Origin of the sequence: Brachyspira pilosicoli P43/6/78 (genome assembly GCF_000325665.1) — a bacterium.
In the GTDB taxonomy this organism is placed as follows: domain Bacteria; phylum Spirochaetota; class Brachyspiria; order Brachyspirales; family Brachyspiraceae; genus Brachyspira; species Brachyspira pilosicoli.
This window is the reverse complement of sequence record NC_019908.1, coordinates 335023-359614: the sequence shown is the minus strand read 5'-3', so window position 1 is coordinate 359614 and position 24592 is coordinate 335023. Positions and strand designations below refer to the sequence as shown.

At 28.9% G+C, this 24592-nt stretch carries 20 protein-coding genes and 3 pseudogenes; 4 read left to right on the top strand and 19 right to left on the bottom strand.

Going from position 1 to position 24592, the window contains the following annotated elements:
- Window positions 1-3: 3 nt before the first annotated feature.
- A complete protein-coding gene (locus BPP43_RS01615) occupies window positions 4-540 on the bottom strand; it encodes a tetratricopeptide repeat protein (protein WP_013243230.1) in 537 nt (178 codons plus the stop codon).
- Between the two features lie 156 nt (window positions 541-696).
- A complete protein-coding gene (locus BPP43_RS12730) occupies window positions 697-1023 on the bottom strand; it encodes a hypothetical protein (RefSeq protein WP_015273964.1) in 327 nt (108 codons plus the stop codon).
- Window positions 1024-1175: 152 nt separating this feature from the next.
- On the opposite strand from BPP43_RS12730, the gene BPP43_RS12725 reads away from it, so the two are divergent.
- On the top strand, window positions 1176-1643 hold the full coding sequence (locus tag BPP43_RS12725; RefSeq protein ID WP_014936155.1) for a DUF4912 domain-containing protein: 468 nt from the start codon (window positions 1176-1178) through the stop codon (window positions 1641-1643).
- A gap of 49 nt (window positions 1644-1692) precedes the next feature.
- Here the strand turns inward: BPP43_RS12725 and ispH are convergent, their stop codons facing one another.
- The 14 genes and pseudogenes from ispH to BPP43_RS01535 all read right to left on the bottom strand — a co-directional run bounded on the left by ispH (window position 1693) and on the right by BPP43_RS01535 (window position 17107).
- The gene (gene ispH, locus BPP43_RS01600; RefSeq protein WP_015273963.1) at window positions 1693-3426 is read right to left on the bottom strand and encodes a 4-hydroxy-3-methylbut-2-enyl diphosphate reductase; all 1734 of its coding nucleotides are present in this window, start codon (window positions 3424-3426) and stop codon (window positions 1693-1695) included.
- Entirely contained in the window at window positions 3426-3617 is a 192-nt protein-coding gene (gene rpmB, locus BPP43_RS01595) for a 50S ribosomal protein L28 (protein WP_014932896.1), read from the bottom strand. The genes ispH and rpmB overlap by 1 nt, the downstream gene beginning before the upstream one ends.
- A 122-nt stretch (window positions 3618-3739) precedes the next feature.
- Window positions 3740-4384, bottom strand: a complete 645-nt coding sequence (gene phoU, locus BPP43_RS01590; RefSeq protein WP_015273962.1) for a phosphate signaling complex protein PhoU — start codon at window positions 4382-4384, stop codon at window positions 3740-3742.
- A gap of 42 nt (window positions 4385-4426) precedes the next feature.
- Window positions 4427-5224, bottom strand: a complete 798-nt coding sequence (pstB, locus tag BPP43_RS01585) for a phosphate ABC transporter ATP-binding protein PstB (protein WP_014932894.1) — start codon at window positions 5222-5224, stop codon at window positions 4427-4429.
- A gap of 23 nt (window positions 5225-5247) precedes the next feature.
- Window positions 5248-7038: a phosphate ABC transporter permease subunit PstC gene (pstC, locus tag BPP43_RS01580; RefSeq protein WP_014932893.1), complete on the bottom strand. Its 1791-nt coding sequence runs from the start codon at window positions 7036-7038 to the stop codon at window positions 5248-5250.
- A gap of 81 nt (window positions 7039-7119) precedes the next feature.
- On the bottom strand, window positions 7120-7926 hold the full coding sequence (locus BPP43_RS01575) for a substrate-binding domain-containing protein (protein WP_014936159.1): 807 nt from the start codon (window positions 7924-7926) through the stop codon (window positions 7120-7122).
- 355 nt (window positions 7927-8281) lie between these two features.
- Window positions 8282-10474, bottom strand: coding sequence for an alpha-galactosidase (locus tag BPP43_RS01570; protein ID WP_015273961.1), 2193 nt, complete (start codon window positions 10472-10474; stop codon window positions 8282-8284).
- A gap of 237 nt (window positions 10475-10711) precedes the next feature.
- A complete protein-coding gene (locus tag BPP43_RS01565; protein WP_013243239.1) occupies window positions 10712-12163 on the bottom strand; it encodes a catalase in 1452 nt (483 codons plus the stop codon).
- Window positions 12164-12430: 267 nt separating this feature from the next.
- A complete protein-coding gene (locus BPP43_RS11525) occupies window positions 12431-12718 on the bottom strand; it encodes a thioredoxin family protein (RefSeq protein ID WP_081445689.1) in 288 nt (95 codons plus the stop codon).
- 94 nt (window positions 12719-12812) lie between these two features.
- A pseudogene (locus tag BPP43_RS11855) lies at window positions 12813-13097 on the bottom strand (thioredoxin family protein); the annotation flags it as partial.
- Between the two features lie 125 nt (window positions 13098-13222).
- The gene (locus BPP43_RS01550; protein WP_013243242.1) at window positions 13223-14170 is read right to left on the bottom strand and encodes a DUF7916 family protein; all 948 of its coding nucleotides are present in this window, start codon (window positions 14168-14170) and stop codon (window positions 13223-13225) included.
- Window positions 14171-14192: 22 nt separating this feature from the next.
- On the bottom strand, window positions 14193-15620 hold the full coding sequence (locus tag BPP43_RS01545) for a PTS sugar transporter subunit IIC (RefSeq protein WP_015273959.1): 1428 nt from the start codon (window positions 15618-15620) through the stop codon (window positions 14193-14195).
- A gap of 93 nt (window positions 15621-15713) precedes the next feature.
- Window positions 15714-16755 (bottom strand): annotated as a pseudogene (locus tag BPP43_RS12615) (permease).
- Window positions 16756-16786: 31 nt separating this feature from the next.
- On the bottom strand, window positions 16787-17107 hold the full coding sequence (locus BPP43_RS01535) for an ArsR/SmtB family transcription factor (protein WP_014932886.1): 321 nt from the start codon (window positions 17105-17107) through the stop codon (window positions 16787-16789).
- Window positions 17108-17271: 164 nt separating this feature from the next.
- On the opposite strand from BPP43_RS01535, the pseudogene BPP43_RS12610 reads away from it, so the two are divergent.
- Window positions 17272-17788 (top strand): annotated as a pseudogene (locus BPP43_RS12610) (flavodoxin family protein).
- Between the two features lie 32 nt (window positions 17789-17820).
- Here BPP43_RS12610 and BPP43_RS01525 read toward each other — a convergent pair.
- The 3 genes from BPP43_RS01525 to BPP43_RS01515 all read right to left on the bottom strand — a co-directional run bounded on the left by BPP43_RS01525 (window position 17821) and on the right by BPP43_RS01515 (window position 20470).
- A complete protein-coding gene (locus BPP43_RS01525; protein ID WP_015273958.1) occupies window positions 17821-18333 on the bottom strand; it encodes an SAM-dependent methyltransferase in 513 nt (170 codons plus the stop codon).
- An 82-nt stretch (window positions 18334-18415) separates the two neighbouring features.
- Complete coding sequence (locus tag BPP43_RS01520) at window positions 18416-19822, bottom strand: tetratricopeptide repeat protein (RefSeq protein ID WP_014936169.1); 1407 nt, start codon at window positions 19820-19822, stop codon at window positions 18416-18418.
- 111 nt (window positions 19823-19933) lie between these two features.
- Complete coding sequence (locus BPP43_RS01515) at window positions 19934-20470, bottom strand: PadR family transcriptional regulator (protein ID WP_013243250.1); 537 nt, start codon at window positions 20468-20470, stop codon at window positions 19934-19936.
- A 229-nt stretch (window positions 20471-20699) separates the two neighbouring features.
- Between BPP43_RS01515 and BPP43_RS01510 the strand changes: the two genes are divergently transcribed.
- Window positions 20700-21947 (top strand): L-lactate MFS transporter, encoded by a 1248-nt coding sequence (locus BPP43_RS01510; RefSeq protein ID WP_015273957.1) that lies wholly within the window; start codon window positions 20700-20702, stop codon window positions 21945-21947.
- 188 nt (window positions 21948-22135) lie between these two features.
- Window positions 22136-24082 carry an NAD(P)/FAD-dependent oxidoreductase gene (locus BPP43_RS01505; protein WP_015273956.1) on the top strand — a complete coding sequence of 649 codons (1947 nt, stop codon included), beginning with the start codon at window positions 22136-22138 and terminating at the stop codon, window positions 24080-24082.
- Window positions 24083-24592 lie beyond the last annotated feature (510 nt).

Below are 24592 nucleotides of genomic sequence, written 5' to 3'. Positions count from 1 at the left end.
TTATTATTTATAAGTTCTAAAATAATCCAAAATATCTTTATATTTTTTTACATTGCTGCTTCCAGATAACAAAACAAACTTGTCAAAATTCTCATAAACTTTTTTACCATATTCCACTTCTTTAGCAGCATCATTATTTTTTACAGCTTCATCATATTTATTTTTATATATAATAGCAAGTGAATAATAAGAATTAGGATCCCCTCTCAACTCTAAAGCCTTATTATACATTTCTATAATTTTTTCTTCATTATATTCTTTTTGTAAATATATAGCACCATACATATAAACATCACCCAAATTAGAATATGCAGGATGCTCTTTTAATTCTTTTTTATTTCTAGAATCCAATACACTAATACAATATTTTAATTGAGCATAAGCCTTTGGACTTCCGTCAAATTTACTTAAAGAACTTCCATATTTTGCTACTATATCTAATTGCTCATCTTTGCTAGGTGTCATAGGAACAGAGAAATCTTCTTGAGCTAATAAAATAGTACTGAAAATAGTAAAAAATAATATAATATTTCTTTTCACGTTCACCCCTTAAAGTAATAATATGCAATAATTATCGTAATAAATATAAAAATAATATAAAAATAAAAAAGTAAAAAAGTTATTGACAATATAGTTATTTATTCTATAATTTACACATTAGTTATTACATATTTATAACCCTATACCCATGGAGAATTATTTATGGCTACAACCAAAAAAACAACAACCCAAAAAGAAACAGCTGTAAAAAAAACAGCCGTAAAAAAAGAATGTTGCTGCCGCTCCTAAGAAAACTGCTGCTAAGAAAACTACAGTAAAAAAAGAATCTACTCCTAAAAAGTCCACAGTAAAAAAAGAAACAGTTAAAAAATCTACTACAGCTTCAGCAAAAAAAACTACATCTAAAAAGGCAACTACAGCAAAAGAATCAGTTTCTGCTAAAAAAACAGCTGCAACTAAAAAAACTGCTGTAAAAAAAGAAACAACAGCTAAAAAAACTACAACTGCTAAAAAAACAACCACAAAAAAAACTGGCTAAAAAAAGTAAAAAAGAAGAAGAAATAGTTATTAAAGTAGAAATTGAAGAAGAAGAAACAAAGCCTCAATATATACCTGATGATGTTGATATTGTTAGAGAATTACCTGATAGATATAATGAAACTAAATTAACTTTAATGATGAGAGACCCTGAATGGTGCTTTTTCTATTGGGATATATCTGATTATGATATATCTTATCACTCTTTGAAAAATCGCAGAATTTCTGTGAGAATATTTCATGTATTTGGTTATGATATTACAAATGGTGAAATACATAGAGAAATTGATGTTAATGCTATTTATGGAGATAGATATATAAACTTAGCTATGCCTCATGCTTATTTTATTGCTGAGTTAGGTTATTATGATGAGAATAACAGATTTATTGTATTAGCTAGAAGCAATATGATATATGCTCCAAGAGATTCAATCAGCAGTAATTATGATGAAGAATGGATGGTTAATGAAGAGATTATTAAATTACTTAAAGCTCCTAAAGCTTTGAGAGAAAGTTTATCTTCTGCTACTATATTTGAACTTATTGATTTAAGAGCAAATCATTTACAATCATCATCTTCTTCACTCTTTAGAAGAAAGGAATAATCATTAGCGGTATTAATTTTTTGTAAATAAATTTGTTAGTTAAAAAGACTCAAATTAATGCCGCTAAAAATAATACATATAATGTAGAATCTATTAATATAGAAAATAAATGTCTGCTTGTTATCACTCTTCTTTTCATTACTATAAATGATATTATACTGCTATATAAAACAGGTATAAAATATTTCATATTATTAAAGTCTGAGAAAAATATATTTGCTATAATTACACCTATTAATAATATTATTGGTATAATAGCTGTAATTATTGCCAATTTATCTGAATCTATATAAGTAGTTAGAGTAACAGCTCCTGCTATTTTATCACTTTGTGAAAATTTTATTTCTATTAAAGCTTGTCTTATAAACATAAATATAAAAACAATGCTCACAGAAAATAAATAAGATAATGTATTTTCTTTTAATATGTTTCTATTAAGAAGCAGTATAGAACCATTTAAAAGCGTTGTAACTGCAATAGATATAATTATAGCTTTAAATGGAACTAATTTTTTAAATAATCTAAAGAAGAAAGAGTGATTAAATCTATCATTTTTTTCAAAGCTAATATTGTATGCAGTTCCTAAAAGTGTAGATAATATTGTAAGCATTAATATACCAATATCAACATTGTATGCAAGATAAAACATAATCAATGCACTTACAACAATAATAGTTAAAAATGCTGGTTTATATTTTTGATAAAAAAGGTATCGTCTTTTGTCGCTGATTTTAATAGTATAATTGCTGTATCCATTACCCAAACTCATAAATAAATAATATAATGCCACTATCACCCCTATTCTATATTGAAAGGGTTTATTTAAAATATCATAAATAGCATAAGACATTAAAAAAGCACCGAAAGAAAAAAATATATAACCATAATTAAGAAAATCAAATATTTTATTAATACCTCTATAAAAACTGCTTGAATAATTATCTTTTATAGTTTGGGCAATATCTTCTATTAACCAATCAGGAGTGGAAGCACCTGCCATTATACCTACATTTTTGTATGGGGTAAGGTCTATTTTCTCCAAATCTTCTTTAAACTCTACATAAAATGAAGGCTTTATACTGGAAGCTATTTTGTATAAGTTTCTAGTATTACTACTCTCACTTCCGCCTATAACAAGAACTACATCATTTCTTTTAGCTATATCCAATATTTCATTTTGTCTTTGTTCGGTAGCTTCGCATATTGTATTTTTTATTATTAATTCAGAGTTTTTGTATTTATCTTGTATTTGAGAAACGAATTTGTTAAATGTTTCTTTTTGAAGGGTTGTTTGAGCTACGATAAGAGTTTTTTTATCATCTTCTGGAAGCTTTTCTATATCTTCGTCTTTATAAACAACATAAACATCTTTAGCAAAACCGCATACACCGATAATTTCAGGGTGAGTAGGATTGCCTATAACAATAACCCTATAACCTAATGAACTATGTTTTTTTACTAGAGCCTGAATTTTTGCGACATATTTGCAAGTAAGATTAACTATTTTTTTTGCATGACTAGATAAAGCTTCTCTTCTTTCTGGTGATATGCCATGTGCTCTTATAATTACAGTTTTATCATCAAGCACAGACATATCATCTTCAGTATCTTCGTAGGTTTTAACGCCTGTTTTTTCAAGCATATCTAAAGTTTGAGGATTATGTATAAGATGACCGTCTACATAAATCTCTTCACTGCTTTTAGAGGCTTGAGAAAAAGTTTTTTCAACGGCATATTTAACACCGTCACAAAAACCTGCGAATTTTCCAATTTCTACTTTCATTATTTAGCTTTTACTACTTTGTTTCCTTTAATACATTTAGTGCAAACCAAAGCTTTTTTAGTAGAACCATTAAGTTCTATTTTTATATTTTGCAAGTTAGCATTGAATGAGCGTTTAGTTTTAATATTTGAGTGGCTAACGCTATGTCCATTCTGTTTACCTTTGCCACATATTTCACATACTCTTGCCATCATTTCCTCCAAAAAAAGTTAACAATAATTTTGCAGTTAGTATATAATAAAAACATAATATAGTCAATACTACACTGCAAAATTTTTACTATTATAAAATTTATAAAATTATGTATTTTTAATTATTTCACCCTGTCGCCTGTGCTGTAATAATAAACCCACTTAGCTATATTTTCAGCATGGTCCCCCATCTTCTCAAAATACTTAGCTATCATCATCAAATATATAGCCTGGTCAGCATTCTCAGTTCCGCTCTTTATTAAATTAACCATAGCATCACGCATCTTGTAGAATAATTTATCCACATAATCATCTCTCTCTATAACACTCTTAGATAATTCTCCATTTTTCTCTTTAAATGCCTTAAGACAATTATTAATCATCTCATCAATAATATTAGACATCTCTATTATAGTTTCAATATTATTTTTATACACATTTCCTTCTAATAAAAATCTAAGCAAATCGCATATATCCTTAGCCTGGTCACCTATTCTCTCTAAATCTGTAGCTATCTTTAATGCTGATGAAACTATTCTTAAATCTGTTGCAACAGGGTGTTCTAATAAAAGCATTTTTAATGATGAGCTTTCTATTTTGTAAGATATTCTATTTATATTTCTGTCATTTTCTATAACTTGATTTGCTAATTCAATATCTCCATTTGTTAAAGCCTTTGTAGAGTTTCTTAAAGCCTCTATTATCATATCTCCTGCTTCAACAACATATTCTGTTAATTTATTTAATTCTTCTTCAAATTTTTTCATTTTTTTAACTCCATTTTTATTATAAATTATAAACAATAAAAATTAACCAAATCTTCCAGTAATGTATCTCTCTGTTCTTTGGTCTTGAGGCTTAGAGAATATCTCTTCAGTATCTCTATATTCTATAATCTCACCAAACAAAAAGAAAGCCGTCTTATCAGAAACTCTCATAGCCTGCTGCATATTATGCGTAACTATTACTATAGTGTATTCATTTTTAAGCTCATCAACAAGGTCTTCTATTTTACCAGTACTTATTGGGTCTAATGCACTTGTAGGCTCGTCCATAAGAAGTATTTTTGGATTAACAGATAAAGCCCTAGCAATACATAATCTCTGCTGCTGACCTCCAGAAAGACCTAAAGCATTTTTATTAAGTCTGTCTTTTATATCGTCCCAAATAGCAGCCTTTGTTAAACTATATTCAACTATCTCATCTAGCTCTGATTTCTTTTTTATTCCAAAAGTTCTTGGTCCATAAGCAATATTATCATAAACGCTCATAGCAAAAAGATTAGATTTCTGAAAAACCATTCCTACATTTTTTCTTAAATACGATACATTAACATTTTTATTATATATATTAACTCCAGCTATTTCTATATCCCCTTCTATTTTGCAGTTTGGAACTAAATCATTCATTCTATTAAAAGTTTTTAAAAGAGTAGATTTTCCGCAGCCAGAAGGTCCTATAAAAGCTGTTACGCTGTTTTTGTTTATATCAATATTTATCTTTTTTAAAGCCTGAAAAGATTCATAATATAAATCTAAATCTCTAACTTTAATAGCTATATCAGTATCAAAATTGAAGTTTACTGTATTATTTAATTCATTAGCCATATATATTTAATCCTCTTAGAAATTTAATAATCTTTTTTTAATTTTGTATTCACTAAAAATAATGAAGCATTAAGAAGTATAACCATTATAAGCAAAATGCTTGCAGTAGCGAATGTTTGATTAATGTAAAGACCCTCGCTTGAAAACATCCACATCATAACAGAAAAAGAACTTCCAGCACTAAAATAACCCTTAGGCATATATCTAACAGCACCTGCAGTATATATTAAAGCAGCACTCTCTCCAACTATCCTACCAATACTTAAAATAACAGAAGTCATTATTCCAGAGAAACCGCAAGGCAAAACTATCTTAAATATTGTTCTTACCTTTGAAGCTCCTAATGCCAAACTACCCTCTCTTAAACTTGCAGGTATTGATAATAATGTCTCTTCTGTTTGTCTTATTATAGAAGGAAGTATTATTAAAACCAATGTGAGAGAACCTGCTAATATGCTTCTTCCCATGCCAAACAAATTAGCAAATACCAACATACCAAAAAGCCCAAACACTATTGAAGGTATTCCTGATAAACTGTCTGTAAATATTCTTATTATAGATATTAATTGACTCTTTGCTTTTGAATATTCTGTTAAATAAATAGCAGCAAATACTCCTAATGGAATAGCTATTATTAAAGACATAAAAAGCATCATAGAAGTAGAAACTATTGCAGGCAAAAGCGTCATTTGAGAATTGTTGCTTTCACCAAATAGTAAATTTAATGTTATATGAGGAAGCCCTCTAATAAGTATAAATAATACTATAAATACTAAAAGCAATGTAGATACAATAGAAGCAAACACAGAAATATATTCTAAAATACTAGCCTTTATAGTACTCATTTTCATGTCAAACTTCTTAAAAGAAAAATCATTTATATTTGTTTTAAGCTCTTTGTTTTTTCTAAAAAGACTAGAAAAAGAAAATGAAAAATATAAATTATTTCTTTTTAGAATAGAAAGTACTATATTGATAATAAGTATAAATATAAGAAGCACAAAAGCAGTTGCAATTAATGCGGACCTATGATTACCTGTTGCATAACCCATCTCTAATGCTATATTAATAGTCATAGTTCTAAAATATGAGAATAAATCTTTAGGTATAAAAGGAGCATTACCTGCCACCATCATAACAGCCATTGTTTCCCCAATAGCCCTACCCATACCAAGCACTATAGCAGAAAATATTCCAGACTTTGCTGCCTTTACTATAACACCAAAAATAGCTTGTGAATGAGTGTTACCCAAAGCCCTAGCACCGTCATAATAATATTTGTAAACAGCTTCCAAATTGTATCTTGTAATTGATGTTATAGTAGGAAGTATCATTATAGCAAGTATTATAGAACTAGCTAACACACCTTCGCCTACATCATTAGGAGATAAGTTTTTTAGAAAAGGAACTAATACCACCATTCCAAAAAAACCATAAACTATAGAAGGAATGCCCGCAAGCAAATCTATTACCTGAGATAATATTACTCTTATATTTTTTGGAGCAAACATTGATATATAAACTGCCGTAAAAAAACCAAATCCTCCTCCAAGAAATACAGAAAGAATTGTGATATATAAAGAGCCTACAATCATCGGCAATATTCCAAAGTCCTTTGTTGAAGGCGACCAATTCATTCCAAAAACAAATTTAAAAAATCCAACCTCTTTAAATATTGGCACACTATAGATAAATATAAAAATACATATTGAAAATACAACTATAACTGAAAATATAGAACATATAAAAAATACATATCTCATTATATTATCTATTATTTCATTAAACTTATATTTATTAATATTCTTACTCAAAATACATGTCCTTAAAAATTACTTAGAAATAAAAAAAGCCGATATACAAAAAATATTGTACATCGACTTATTCATTTCAAATTAGTTAGCTACATAGCCGTTTTCATTTATGACCGCTTTCCCTGCTTCACTATTAATGAAGTCTAAGAATGCCTTAGTTCCTTCATCGAGCTCAACACCCTTTTTAGTGAATATATAGAAAGGACGGTATAGCTTGTAGGCATCACTTTTAATATTTTCTACTGATGCTTGAACATATTCATTTTGACCTTTTGCTTTATATGCTAAAGGCTTTATTGTATCATCAATAGAACCCAAAGAAATATATCCAATCTTTGAAGCATCACTCATTACTGATGTTTTAACCTTTCCTGTTCCATCTAATATTTCAACAGTTGCAGGTAATGGATTTTCTTTGCCGATAGAAGTTAAGTCTGTAAAAGCACTTCTTGTACCAGAACCGTCTTCTCTTGAAATAGATTTAGTTACAGTTCCTATAGCAGTATTATTCATGTAAAGATTGTATAATTCTTCTTCGCTTATCTGAGCAATGTCAGCATCTTTATTAGCGATGATTACTATACCATCTTGACACAATAAATAAGCATCTAAACTTGGTAACTCATCTTCTTTCAAATTTCTTGAAGCCATACCTATATTGTTGTTTCCGTTTATAGTGTCCTGAACTCCAATAGTTGAATCTGATGTTTCTACTGTTACAGTATAGTTGGAATTAACTTCTTCAAACTTTTCAGCTAATTTGAACATTAGAGGGGAAACTGAAGAAGAACCTGTTATAACGATATCAGTAGAACTAGAGGCGCCGCCGCCGCAAGAAGTAAGCATGAACATACTTACGAGACTTAAGAAAATCAAAATCTTTTTCATAATATTGATTTACTCCTAAATAGTTTTAATTGCCAAATTAAAAATAGTAGCTCTTAAATTGACACAAGTCTTATATAGTAAAATCAAAATTATGTCAATACAGAAATGAAAAATTATTTTGTTTTTTCAAAATTATTTTTTATTAGATTAAAATATATTAATGAAGAGTTTTATTAAATAATAAGTTTTTTAAATAATTTTATAAAAAAATTCTATTTCAAAATTAAATTAAACATCTCTATATAAAATATTATTTTAATTAATAATATAGAATTATAAATTATGTAAACTAAATTATGTTATTTAAAATATGTAAACTCAATTATGTTAATTATCTTATACTCTTCTTTAAATATTAATCAATCTTTTTTATTATCCATTGAATAGCTATAGCATCTTCCACTATCTCTCCAAGCACAAGCCCAATATTCATTAACTCTTCTCCAGTGTAGATTTTATCAAAGTCATTTACTTTATATTTACTTTTAGGCTCTAATGCCTCTAAACGCAAACGCTTTGTTAATAAATTAGGAACCATATTTATTTGCACATAATTTACAACTATAGTTTTTTCATCAATACTCTTATGAAGCCAAGCATATTCATTACCATAATCTAAACCTTTTAATCTGTAAAGACTTCCAAACTGAACAGTACTTCTTATGAGTTTATAAACTTCCAATTTTTCTGATATAATTTTTTTATCTTCTTTACTTATTTTATTTAAGTTTAATTCTAATCCCAAATTACCCCACATAGCAACATTTGCTCTTGTTTCTATAGTTTCCTTCCTATGTGTTTGATGATTAGGTATATCAGAAATATGGCAAGCTAAAGATATTGAAGGATAAATTAAAGAAGCTCCATATTGTATAGCGAGTCTTTCTATAGCATCAGTATCATCACTTGTCCAAACCTGAGGCATATAATAAAGCATACCAGCATCGCATCTTCCGCCGCCTCCTGCACAGCTTTCAAATAATATATTAGGAAATGCATTAACAATATTTTCTAATACACTGTAAAGACCTAACATATATCTATGAGATTGTTCCTTTTGCTTTTCAGGTTTTAGATAAGATGAACCTAAATTTGTAATATTTCTATTCATATCCCATTTAACATAAGAAATATTATTTTTTGATAAAATATCAGTCATAAAGTTTATTATATAGCCGCATACTTCAGGATTACTTAAATCTAATACATACTGATATCTTGAAGTCTCTATTTTTCTGCCTTTAACTTGAATAGCCCACTCTGGGTGTTTTCTAAATAAATCACTATCAGGAGATACCATTTCAGGTTCAAACCATAATCCAAAACTTAATCCAGTTTTATTTATATCATCTATCAAAGCAGACAAACTTCCGCCAAGTTTTTTTTCATTAGGTATCCAATCTCCCAAAGAACTTTTATCATCATCTCTTTTACCAAACCAACCATCATCTAATACAAATAATTCAGCTCCTATATTTTTTGCCTCTTTAGCTAATTTTAAAAGACTTTCTTTATTAAAATCAAAATAATTGGATTCCCAACTGTTTATCAAAATAGGACGCTCTTTATAAGCATATTTTTTTGACATCAAACAATCTTGATAAAGTTTATGGAAAGTTCTCGACATATCACCTAAACCTTTGTTTGTATATACAAGCACAGCTTCAGGAGTTTGAAACTTTTCATTAGGCATTAATGTCCAACCAAAATCAAAATCATTTATTCCCATTTGAAATCTAGTATTTAAATGCATGTCCACTTCAACACTTGCTTTAAAATTTCCGCTGTATACGAAATTCATAGCATATACTTCCCCATTATTTTCATCAGCATTAGGAGATATTAAAGCAGCAAAGGGGTTTTGACCATGTCCTGATGCACCTCTCACACTTCCTATAGACTGCATTCCCTGCTCTAATTTCCTTCTCTTAATATGACATTCTCTTCCCCAAGCACCAGACAAATGAAGCAATTCAAAATTTGATTCCTGAAGGTCTATATTTGCTGACATTATTTTTTCTATGTATAAAGAATCTGTTTCATGTTTATTTATTACTTTTACTGATTTTGTTATTGCATTATATTTTTCAAATACAGCTAAAGTAATTGTTACTTCAATTTTTTTCAACTCATCAAATAAAACTAATTCTAATACTTCACTATGCTCATCTGATAACACTGTAGGAAGTCCTTCTAATTTCTTTTTAGTTTTATATATGTTATGTGATTTATAACGCAAGTCTGTTATTCTTGAACCGTCTCTATGTAGAAAATGAAATGCTGGTTCTTTTAAATCTGTGTAACCGTAAGAAGGATATATTTGAGGTATTACTTCAAGCTGAAATTTTTTTCTATTATCAGTATATGCCATATAATTAGCTTCAGTTATTTCATCAATAATATAATCTATATTGTTTGCCTCTATTTTTGCCCCCCAATAAGGCATAAATACATAATTATCTTCATGAACCATTAATACTAAAGATGATGAGATAGTGTTTAAAAAGAATAGTTTTCTTTTTTTATGATTTTCGATAATACTAATCATTTTACATAACTCTTAAAATAAATTGATATAAATAAAATTATAATATTTCTAAAATATATAAAACTGTTCTCATTATGTCAACTTATTATTATTGTTTTTATACAAAAAAGTTTTAATATACTTAAACAATGAATAAAAATGCTATAAAATATATTTTTAAAACAATAATAGCCAACCGAAACAAATCGATTGACTATTATCGTATTATTTATGGAGATTGTTATTTAGTTATCTATTTTATTTTATATCCTTCTCATCAAAACCTAATGCTTTGGCAACCCCAAGTCCATAAGCTTTATCAACATTCATACAGTTTTTAATATGTCTTAATTGTACTTCTTTAGTAACACCATTCATATCTCTTGCTGTATTTTCAAACAACACTTGTTTTTGTGCATCTGTCATAAGATTAAATAAAGCTCTTGCATCTGTATAATAATCATCATCATCTTCTCTATGGTCATATCTATAAGCATCACCGTAAATCTTCAAAGGCGGTTCAGCATATTCTCTTTGCTCTTTCCATTCACCTTGTGAGTTTGGTTCATATTCTACTTTAGAACCATTAGACTCTACTCTCATGTATCCGTCTCTGTGATAAGTATTAGCTTTAAACTTAGGAGCATTTACTGGAATGCTAGCATAATTTACACCTAATCTATATCTTTGAGTATCAGTGTATGAGAATAATCTTCCTTGAAGCATTCTGTCTGGTGAGAATCCAATACCTGGCACTATTGTAGAAGGGCTGAATGCTGATTGTTCTACTTCTGCGAAATAGTTTTCAGGGTTTCTATTTAATTCTAAAACACCAACATCAATTAGAGGATATTCTTTTTGCGACCAAGTTTTAGTTAAGTCAAATGGATTTCTTTTGCTTGCATTTGCTTGTTCTTCAGTCATTATTTGAATTTTCATATCCCATTTAGGGAAGTCACCTCTTTCTATAGCTTCAAACAAATCTTTTTGAGAGCTTTCTCTGTCTTTTGCTATTATTGCTGCAGCTTCTTCATCTGTAAGGTTTTTAATTCCTTGCTGAGTTTTGAAATGGAATTTTACCCAATATCTTTTGCCTTCTTTGTTTATAAAGCTATAAGCATGACTGCTAAATCCATGCATATGCCTATAACTATAAGGTATACCTCTATCGCTCATATCTATAGTTATTTGGTGAATAGCTTCAGGAAGTGAAGTTAAGAAATCCCATTTGTTTTGAGCACTTCTCATATTAGTTTTTGGGTCTCTTTTTACAGCATGGTTTAAATCAGGGAATTTCAAAGGGTCTCTAAAATAAAATACAGGAGTATTGTTTCCTACCAAGTCCCAGTTTCCTTCTTCAGTATAAAACTTAATAGCAAATCCTCTTATATCTCTCTCAGCATCAGCAGCTCCCCTCTCACCTGCTACAGTAGAAAATCTTACAAATAAATCTGTTTTCTTTCCAACTTCAGAGAATATTTTTGCTTTAGTATATTTTGTTATATCATGAGTAACTGTAAATGTACCATAAGCCCCAGAACCTTTAGCGTGCATTCTTCTTTCTGGTATAACTTCTCTATCAAAATGTGCCATCTTTTCCATAAACCATACATCTTGAAGCAACATAGGTCCTCTTGCACCTGCTGTCATAGAATGTTGATTATTCTCTACAGGGGCACCAAATTCAGTTGTTAATTTTTTATCTGACATTTTAATTACTCCTTATTAGTATTAATTATTAATAAATATAATATACTACATAAACATACTTATTGCAAGAGAAAACTCCATATTTTTTATAAAATTTTGAATATTTTTTATTAAATCAAAAAATAAAATAACAAATACATATTAAAATTAGAATAATAAAGATAAATTAATAGACAAATATTTATTAGATTATAAAAAACGATAATAAAAAAGAGATGAATATAAAAAATACCCATCTCTTTTTATATAAAATTTAATAATAAAAAATTATAAATTAGCTTTCAATAATTCAATGATCTCTTCTTTACTTAATACTTTTCCATAAGAAAGAACCTTATCATCTAAAACCAAAGCTGGAGTTGACATAACACCATAAAATGCTATATCTTCCATATTTTCTACATGTTTAATAGCCAAATCAAGTTTAGCTTCTTCGATTGCAGCTATAGTATTTTCTTCTAATTTTCTGCAATTTTCACAGCCTGTGCCAAGTATTTTTACTCTTGCCTCAATAGGTTCTTCCTGTACTTTTTCCTCTTCACCGAAGGGATCTATAACAGGTCCTCAGCCACAGCCTCCATTACCAAAAAAAAGATCTTTAAATGACATATAATTTCTACTTAAAAATTTATTTTTTATTATATATAAATTATAACAATTTTTCTTTTAAAATGCCCATTAACTTATCTTCTGAAAGAATTTCACCATAAGAAACAAGCTCATCATTTATTATAAGCGCAGGCAAAGTCATAACACCATAATATGACATAAGAGCTTTATCATCAGTAGATTTAATAGGAAAATCAATATTTAATTTATTTACAGCATTTTGCAAATTAGTAAGCATATCAGCAGAGTTTTCGTTAGATAATAATAGAATTTTATCTACCTCTCTTTGTATACCCTCATCTTCTAGAGGATCAGGTAAACAGCCTCAGCCGAAATCTATTCTTTGCATATGCACCTCTTAAATGTTTTTTATATATACATCATACAGGTATATTGATATAATTGCAAATTTATTTTTAAAAAATATAATTAAATAATATATTTTATAAACTATTTTCTGTAAGCCATTCTCCTATAAGTATGTCTTATTCCCCTAAGAGCAATAGACATAGCCATAATATTTTCAGGCAATGACATTCCGCTATAAGCCGCATCTCCAATATGCACAATATCAGCACCTGCCATCTTTGACCATAAAGTCATCTCTCTAATAGTATTAACATCAGCACCCTCTTGAGAAGTACCTATAGCAGTTTTAGCTAAAGCCCCAAAACTATGTATTCTTTTTATCTGTTCATAAACAAAATCAACAGTATAACCAGGAAGTGTTGAAGGAGCACCAACCATTACAACATCAGCACCAGCTTTAACCATATTATCAAGCTCTTCCATAGAATATACATTATCTCCGCCTGCTCCATGCATCTTGCCTGCAATAATAAGAATTTTATCGCCGCAAACGCTTTTTAATTCTTTAGCAGATTTTGCTATGTTTTCTATTGTAACTCCTGTATTAGGGTTTCCTGTAAGAACAACATAATCAAAACCATATTTAAGAAGTTTCTCATAATTTTCTTTTGAAGCTCTAAAACCAGGATTATAATTGCTATCTTCTGGTACTGGCTCCAAATTAACGCCAATTAATCTTCCTGTAATTTTTTTTAAATCTTTTACTATATTATCATTATTTTTATTTATTTCATTAACCAAACCTTTTAATCTTGCAGAAAGCCAAGTTTGCTCTGAAGAATCAGGATTTTCTTTGTACAATCCCCAAATAAAAGGCTTATTCATATCAAATAAATTTAATGTAATAAAATCAGCACCGAATGCACTTGCTGCTTCTGCATTACTTACAGAATCTATTAAAGGCTGATGTCCGCAGCACACTTCTGCCATAACAGACCTTCCCTCAGATTTTTTTATAATATCTTTTAATAAAGATGCATTCATGTTTAATACATCTTCTAAAGCAAGTTCAAAAATTCTTTTACCCATAATAATATACTCTCCTTTTTAATTATTTATTTTCTTCTTTTAACTCTTCTAATAAAAGCTTTTTATCATAAGCTATTAAGAAAGGGAAATACATAGCAGTTAAAACAGCTAAATTAATTAAAACCAATATTATAGACTTCCAATCTCCTCCCGTAGCAAAATAAGCATATAAAGGAGCAGGGAAAGTCCAAGGCACAACAGCAACAGTCTGAGAAATAAAACCTATCTTAGTAGCTATATAAGAAATAACAACACATATCATAGGACCAGCAATATATGGAACCATTAAATATGGATTAAGCACTATAGGAGTTCCAAAAACTATAGGTTCATTAATATTAAACAAACAAGGAGCCAAAGAAGATTTTCCTAAAACTTTCATATATTTTGATTTTGCCACAAAAGCCATCAATATAACAAGTCCAAGAGTACCGCCGCCTCCGCCTATCCATACAAAAGCATAATAAAACTGATTTGTTAATATATAAGGTATAGCCTCGCCGCTTATATATGCCTGAGCATTAGCTTCAAAAAGCTGTAAAAGTATTGGCATAGTGAAAGCCTCTACTATAGAACTTCCATGAATACCCAAACACCATAAGAAACATATAAAAAACACCATTATTAATGCACCTGGCAAACTGTTTATTATAATAGGAAGCCAGAAGAATAATTTTTGTAATATTACATGTAAATCTATAATGCCTGAAGGAAATTGTTTTGGAAATAATGCTGGTATTAAATGAAGAAGTTCAAATAATGACACTATCACCAATAAAGGAATTAAAGCTTCAAATGACCTTATAACACCTTCAGGAACACCGTCCGGCATTTTTATAGTTAAGTTTTTCTTTTTAAAGAAATTAAATATAAAGCATACAACAATTACACATAGAAAACCTACAAACATTCCCTTACTGCCCATATTATCCATAGGTATTATAAGACCTAAAGATTTTAAAGGAGCTGAAGAAACATTAAAAGTCTCTCCAATATTAGGTAAACTATCTAATTTCAACAATTCCATCAAAGCAATCTGATTTTCCTCTGTTACTACAACTTGAGAAAATGATACAGCTTCTAATGCTTTAGTCCAATCTAAAGTCATAAAAAAAGCTATCAAAGAAATTAATATAGTTGGAATTGTAGGAAGCTCTAAATTTCTTGATAAATGATAGGCTGTACCTATTATAACAAATATAGATATAATACTCATAGTAGCCTGAAAAGGCATTAATATAATATCTCTATTTAATGCAATCCATTTAAAAAGTCCAACTGTCTCAAACCAAGAACTAGGAACAGGGGGATATGCTATAAGCAAGAAAAAACTACCAACTATAGTTATACTTATAACAGATATAACACCCTCTTTAATTGCACTAATATATTTATTATTAGACAATTTAACAACGCTATTAAGCAAAACATTTTCAATGAACTTATTCATAATTATCCCTTATATTTTTTTGAAGTATAAAATATAAGAGATAATTGTCAAACTAAAATATTACCACAATAATCTGGTAATAAATTGTTATTATCAGCCAATAATTATATTTTTATTAATATAATTTTTTACACAAAATAAAAAGACATTAAACAAATAACCTATTATTATTATACCCACAGTAACAATACCAACAAAAGTTATAAGCAAAGGCATCTTTACAACCTTTTTAATCATAATCATAGAAGGAAGAGAAAGAGCAGTAACAGACATCATAAATGATAATATAGTACCTAAACCAGCCCCCTTATAATATAAACTCTCAGCAATAGGAAGTGTACCGAATATATCAGCATACATTGGAATACCCACCAAAGAAGCCAAAGGCACAGAATACCAATTATTTTTTCCAAGTATAGCATTTATCCATGCTTCAGGTATAACATTGTGTATAAAAGCTCCAATTCCAACCCCTATAAATATATATAAATAAACCTTTTTTATAGTTTGCTTTACCTGGTTTTTTGAATATATTAGCCTATCTTTTTTTGTTCATCTTTGCTATTTCTATATTAGCATTAGATTTTATATTTTTCACAAAGTCTTCTAAATATCTCTCCATTTTAAGCTTGCCTATTATAGTGCCTCCCAAAACAGCAAGAACAAGTCCAACTACAACATAAGCGATAGCAATCTTCATTCCAAATACGCTTGAAAGAAGTATTAAAGAAGCCAAATCTACAAGAGGCGATGATATTAAAAAAGAAAATGTCATAGATATTGGTATCCCCGCAGAAGTAAAACCTATAAAAAGCGGTATAGAAGAACAAGAGCAAAATGGGGTAACAGTTCCAAAAAGTGCAGCTAATATATTTGCTGATATTCCATTAAATCTTCCTAATATTTTTTTAGTTCTTTCTGGTGGGAAGTAGCTTTGAATATATGATATACAAAATATTAACACTGAAAGAAGAATAAATATTTTTATAACATCATAAACAAAAAATTGTATAACGCCTTTTAATGTTTCTGACATAGCAAAATTATTTAATATATTGCCTATCAAAACATTAAGCCATTTCATTGATATTATTTGGTCTTGTATAAATATAAATATAGTTTTTATGTTTTCCATTTTTTAATATCCTAATTTTAATTATATTACTTTAATCACATTTGCATTTTATTTTCTTACTAGTTTTTGATTTATTTAAATTCTCTCCATAAGAGTTAAGAATCTTTTTTGCATCTTCAAAGCCTTGTTTATTTATACTATAATGAGTCCATTTGCCATCTTTTCTGCCGTTTACTATTTTGGCATCTAAAAGTATTTTCATATGATGAGATAATGTTGACTGAACTATGTTTAATTTTTCTAAAATTTTACAGGCACATATCTCCCCTTCTTTAAGCATATCTAATATTTGAAGTCTGTTCTCATCACAAAAAGCTTTAAAAACAGATGCATCTTTTTTATAATTTTTCATTAAATCTCCTAATAAATATATCGAACTTTATCGATATGTATTATAACAAACATATCGAAGTTTGTCAATATGTTTAAATGCTAATTTTCACAAAATATTACACTTGCAAAAATATTCAAATAATATATTATTAGAATAATCTAACATTTAAAGGAGATTGTAAAATGAAATACTCAATAGTTTATACAAGTAAAAGCGGAAATACAGAAAAATTAGCTCTTGCTATAAAAGAAGCTGCTAATGGAGAATGCTTACAATGCGTTAAAGCAAATGCTGTAGATAATGCTAAAGTTAATGATTCTGATATAGTATTTGTTGGTGCTGGAAGCTACAAAGGTACTTGCGATGAGGCTGCTGGCAAATTTATGGAAACAATTAAAAAACAAAAAAGTATTTTTATTCATGACTGTTGGTTATGGAGATAATCAAGCTTATTATGATAAAATGCTTAACCCTGCTAAAACATTTATAGATTCTTCTAATACAATAATTGGCACTTATGCTTGTCAAGGTCAGTGGATAGAAGGTCAGAAAAAAAATCTTGAAAATATGTTAGCTAAAGCTGCTACTGATGATGAGAAAAAAGTAATAGAAGGAAAATTAGCTAATCATTCAAATGCTATGGGTCACCCTAATGCTGAAGATTTAAATAAACTTAAAGACATAGTTAAATCTTTATAATAATTTTTTTGTAAATTGGGTGGGTTTTATGCCTACCCTTTTAACTTTTTAAAACCCTTCGCAAATAAAAATACTTCTCTGCTTTCATCTCTAGAACTTTTTGGCTTAAACACTGTTACAGAATCAAAATAATCATTAAGCTCTTTTTTAAAATTAGGCAAATCTTTACCATCAAAAACCTTTATAAAAAAATTGCCGTTATCTTTTAAAACATCTTTTGCCAAATAAAATATCTTCTCGCATAAACCAATAGAACGCAAATGATTAGTTTCTCTATCTGAAGTAGTATTAGGCATAGCATCACTAACAACAACATCAAACTCTATATTATCAAAAGTAGAAGCGTCCATCTCTTTTATATCGCCAAGAATAAATTTAAATCTCTGATGAGAGAAGCTATTAGGAAGTATATCCACTCCCACAACAGAACCCGTTTTAATAATCTTATTAAGCATATATTGACTAAAAGAACCAGGAGAACACCCTACATCAAGCACATTATCAGAAGATTTAATAAACTTAAATTTATTTTGTGCCTCTTCCAATTTAAATACACTTCTAGCTTTATAGTTTTCTTCTTTAGCTTTTTTAAAATAAAAAATCTTGAACTTTTTTCATAAGATAAAATTATATAATCCAATCTAATTTTTCTTCAGTCCTAGTAATACCAACAGGAACGCTTGTAAATGTAGATTTTTCTACTAAGTTTTCTAAACGTTTAATACCAACTATATCAATTCTAGACATAGCAGCATATCTTATAGCATCAGGAGTAGCCATAGCACAAGTTACAAGCACAGAATTAACTATATTAGAATTAACAGCATAATCATATAACTGTATAAGCTCTTCATTAAATATAGGACTATAAGACATTCTAAAAAATACTATCTTTTTAGTAGAATGAACACTCTTACCATCTTTAGCGAAAATTATAACATATTTCTTGTCTGTAGTCTTTAATGAATATGGAATCAAATTCATAGAAGATACTATTTTTAATGCCAAATCAGCAAAGTCATTTTCATCTAGCTTAAAGAAGTTTTTAATATTATCACTATATCTTGACTCTTTATATTCATTTAATTTCTTATTAGCATCTTTATAATTTGGGTCTATTATAATTATATTTTCTAAGTATTCTATAGCCTTATTAAGATTTTCCATTCTGCTGTAGCATTCAGACAATTGATATAATATAGCCAAATTCAATTCTCTATCAATACCATCATAAGCAATAGCCATTTCCAAATATTTTATAGCAAACTCTATATTATTCAATTCTATATAACATAAAGCTATCTCATACAATGATTTAATAGCATATTCTCTATCTTTGCTAGATATTTTATAATGTTTAATAGCGTTTTTGCAGTCTAATTTTCCTTTATATGCACGTCCTAAATTATAATTCAAAGCAGGATCATTAGGATATTTGTTAATAATACCATTCATTATAACTATAGCTTCATTATAGTTACCAGCACTAACATAACAATATGCCTTATATTTTAAAGCCTCTTTATTTGTAGAATCATTCTCTAAAGCATTCTCAAAAAATTGAAAAGCTGTATTATATTGACCATTATCATAGTATATTTTACCTATTTCTATAGATACATTTACTTTATACTCTCCGCCCAATTTTAATAATGATAAAAACTGTGCTAATGATTCTTCTTTTCTTCCTATAGCATTTAAAGACCTGCCTAAAGATATTACTGTTTCAGGAGAATTATCTCCAGTATCTATTGCATGTCTATATTCAACTATAGCAAAAGGATATTCACCCATTTTATAATAGCAATCGCCTATAATTTTATATATTTTATAAGATTTATTATGTGATTTATTTTTTGAGAGTATATCTCTTAGTTTTTTTATTGCCAAATTATATTTTTCTGATGCTATATAATTATTTACTCTATCCATATCGGACTGGACATATTTTGAATACAATTTTGGAAGTATTTTACTTGCAATAAAAAGCAATATAGAAAATACTACAATAAATACTATAATATAAATAGTCATAGTCTTTCTTAAAATTTTTTTGTATTTTATATTATATTACTCGGAATTATTTTCAATATGTAAAGTACTTTTTATTTTAATAGTTTATAAATTATAATTAATATTTTTATATTATGAATTACATAACTCTAAACATTTCTCAAGCCATTTGCAAGTATTCTCTTCACGCATAATAGCTCCTAACAATACTAAATAGTCACTAAAAGCATTTGTATTTTTTTCTGGAATAGAGTCAAATTTTTTTTGGTTGTTTCTTAAATGCTCTAATCTATCTCTATGCTGATTAAGATGATTTTTTATTAATTCTTCTCTATTTTTGTCTGATAAAAAATCTGAGAAAAACAACTGCAGTCTAAACTCATCTTTAAATGTAGGAGGAATATCTATTTTTGATTCAAGCCATTTCATAAAGTCTTTTTTACCAAGCTCAGTTATTGAATATAATTTCTTCTCTAATACATTACCTGATATTTCTATTTTATATTCTACCATACCCTGTTCATTAAGACTTTTTAATTCCGGATATATTTGGCTATGTTTTGCACTCCAAAATTCGCACAAAGCCTCTTCAAATTCTTTTGTAATATCATATCCCGTCATGCTTTTTTGATTTAAAAGTCCCAAAATAGCATACTTTAATACACCCATAAAAACCGCTCCAATAATTATTTTTTTATTATTGCATTTATTATAGCACTATTAAAACTAAAAATCCATATCAAGCAACATATACAAACTTATATGTATGTATTGACATGTTTAATTATATATGTTATCATTCGTATACATTAAAAAGATTAATAATTTACTATAAAGAGTAAAAGAATAACATTTTATAAATGTTTTTATATAAATAATAATTTACAGGAGTATAATTATGAATTACACAAAAAAGAGATGGTTTATACTTTTTGTGGTATGTTTAGCCAATTTATGTTTAGGCTCAATTTATACTTGGAGTGTATTTGCAGCACCTATGGCAGAATATTTATCTGGAATATTAGGAAAAACATTAACTTCTGCAGATTTAGCCATAGTATATACAATAGCTAATAGTGTAGGACCTATCACAATGATAAGCGGCGGTTGGGTTAATGATAAATTTGGACCTAAAAAAGTTTTGTTTGTAGGCGGAATGATGTGGGGACTTGGAATGCTTCTTTCTGGTTTTGCTACAAGTGTAGGATTTTTAATTGTATCTTATGCATTAATAGGCGGTCTTGGTTTAGGAATGGCATATGGTACGGCAATAAGCAGCTGCATAAAATTCTTCCCAGATAAAAGCGGATTGGTAGGCGGTATTATCACTGCAGTATATGGTTTTGGTTCTGTAGCTCTTCCTCCTATAGTTACTGCGATAGTTAATAAATTTGATGCTCCTACTGCTTTCAAAATTGTTGGTATAGCTTTTTGTATTATACTTGCTTTTTGTTCTTTTACTATAGAAAAATGTCCTCCAAACTTTATACCAGATGGTTGGACTCCTAGAGAAAAGAAAAAATCAAATTCTGCTCCTGTAAATAAAGATTGGAAAGGAATGCTTCAAACTCCTGCCTTTTATGTGATGATACTTTTATTTACTTGCGGAGCTTTTACTGGAATGATGATTACTTCTCAGGCTTCAGCAGTTGCAAGGAATTTAGTTGGTATGAGTGCTATTGCTGCTAGTACTGCAGTATCTGTATTAGCATTATTTAATGTATTTGGAAGGATTTTAGCTGGTTATTCTTCAGACAAAATAGGAAGAATATTAACATTAGCTTTTTCATGCGTACTTGGAGCAATAGGTTTATTATGCCTTTACAAATCAGGAGAAGGCACTAATGTGATATTCTATATTGCCATATCAATAGTAGGTCTTTGTTTTGGTTCATTTATGGGAGTTTTCCCTGGATTTACAGCTTCAAAATTTGGAACATTAAATAACAGTGTTAATTATGGAATAATGTTTATTGGTGTTGCTATAGCTGGATATTTTGGACCAACTGTTATGGGAAGCATATATCGTCAATACGGTACTTATCAGAATGCATTTTTGGTGGCATGTGCTTTGAATATTTTTGGAATAGTATTAACAATAATATATTCAATTTTAGATAAAAGAGAGAAGAGAGCTAATTCTTAATTAATAAATAATTATATTTTAATTTAGCTTAATATAGTATCAAAAATTTAGTTCTTTTGGTTCTTTTATACCAATAAAAGAACTGGGGGTGCGGGGGCTAGTCCCCGCAAATAACTAAAATTAAAAAACTATTTTTTACAAAACATATTAATAATAATGAAATTAAATAAATCTAAGGAGTGTAAAATATGAAACATAAATATCCTAATCTATGTAAACCTATAACAATAGCAGGCGTTACTTTTCAAAATAGAATGTTTTCAGCTCCAATGGGCGGAACTGATATAACTAATGATGGCTGTATAGGACCTAAATCTACTGCATTTTATGAATTAAGAGCAAGAGGCGGTGCTGGTGCTGTTACAGTGAGTGAATGTATGGTGCATCCTGACACAGACGGTTCTCATGCTTATCATTTAGATACAAAAATATTAAACTCACTTGCTGCCGCTACTTATACTGCTGACGCTATACGCAGACATGGTTCAATAGCAAGTTTAGAATTATCTCACTCTGGTATGTATGCTGGTACATATATGACAGACAAAAGCAAAAAACAAAGTATGGCTCAATGGGGTCCTTCTGACACTGTTCGTCCTGACGGTATAGAAGTAAAATCTTTAACAAAAGAAATGATTAAAGATATTGTTGATGCTTACGGTAATGTTGCTTCACTTGCTAAGAGAGCTGGTTTTGAAATGCTTTTAATACATGGCGGACATGGCTGGTTATTAAATCAATTTTTCTCTCCTTATTTCAATAAAAGAAAAGACGAATACGGCGGAAGTTTAGAAAATAGATGCCGTTTAGCAATAGAAGTATTACAATCTGTACGTAAAGCTGTTGGAGAAAAATTCCCAATAGAGTTTAGGTTCAGCGGCTCAGAATTATTTGACGGCGGTTATGATTTAGACGAAGGAATAGAGATAGCTAAACAGATATCTCCTTATGTGGACTTACTTCATGTTTCTGCTGGTACTTATCAAAGAGGTTTTGGAGACACTCACCCTTCTATGTTTAAAGAACATGGTTGTAATGTATATTTAGCAGAGGCTATAAAAAAACATGTTTCTGTACCTGTATCAACTATAGGAGCTTTAAATAGTCCTGAACAAATGGAAGAGATTATTGCTTCTGGAAAGGCTGATATTGTTTATATGGCTCGTGCTTTGCTTGCTGACCATGAACTTCCTAGAAAAGTAATGGAAAATAGAGATGAAGAGATAGTACATTGTTTAAGATGTTTTACTTGTATGGCTGAACGTGCTGCTACTGCTACAAGAAGATGTACTGTTAATCCTCTAATAGGAAGAGAGCTTGACGGAGTTGAGATTATGCCTGCTAGAGAAAGCAAAAAAGTGTTAGTTGCAGGTGCTGGTCCCGGAGGATTATATGCGGCTTACACTGCTGCTAGAAGAGGACATAAAGTTATATTATGTGAAAAAGAATCAGAAGTTGGCGGTATATTAAAAAGCGAACAGGCTCTTCCTTTCAAAAAAGAAATGTATGATTTATCTCATACTTATGAATTACTTGCAAAAAAAGCTGGTGTAGAAATTCGTACTAATACAGAAGTAACAAAAGAGTTAGTTGAAAAAGAAAATCCTTATGCATTAATAATCGCAGTAGGTTCTACTCCTTTAGTTCCTCCTATAAAAGGTTTAGATGGAGACAATGTTGTAATAGTAAATAACTACTACAAAGAAAAAGATAAAGTAACTGATAATGTTGTTGTATTTGGAGGCGGTTTAGCAGGCTGTGAATGTGCTATACATTTAGGAATGGAAGGCAAAAAAGTACATCTTGTAGAAATGAGAGATGAACTTGCACCTGATGCCAATGTAAGACACAGACCTTTACTTTTAAAAGAAGTTGACAAATATGTTACAGTTCATACTGGATACAAAGGAATAGAAGTGAGAAAAGATGGAATATTATGCGTAGATAAAGACAATAAAGAAGTATTGGTTAAAGGAACTAGTGTGATATGTGCATTAGGGCAGAAATCTTGTACTGATACTGTTGAAAAATTAAGAGACACAGCTCCATTTGTAAGAGTGATTGGTGATGCTGCAAAAGTTGCTACAATAACAAATGCGGTTTATTGGGGCTATCATGCTGCTTTAGACATATAATACAATTCATAATTCCCTATTGGCTTTATAGTATAGAAATATATTATAAAGCCTTTTTTAACTTTATTCACACACCCCGCCCTATTATATTTATTGTTTTATTTTGAATTTTTTACTTAACTATTTCTTACTGTTTAATTAGAAAAAGCACCCCCACCCTAGTGTTAATCAAATTTATAATCTATATTAACGCACGGTTAGTTTATTATTATAACTTTATAAAATTTGAATTATAAACTAACTATATTTTTTGAGTTTATTCAGCGTGCGATAGATAAATTTTAAATTTAGTTTTATAGTAAAAATTCTAAATTAAAAAACAGCTTGGGCGGGTATGCTTTTTCTTTTGTGATTTTGAAGAATAATAAAATTTTATGTTCAAATTTAAGCAATAAATATAAAAGGGCGGGGAATGTAATAAAAATTATTTATTAATATTTAATATCAATAAAGGCTTTTTTTATATAGAAATTATGTTATAATGGTTTAACTTTTTTATAAGGATAAATT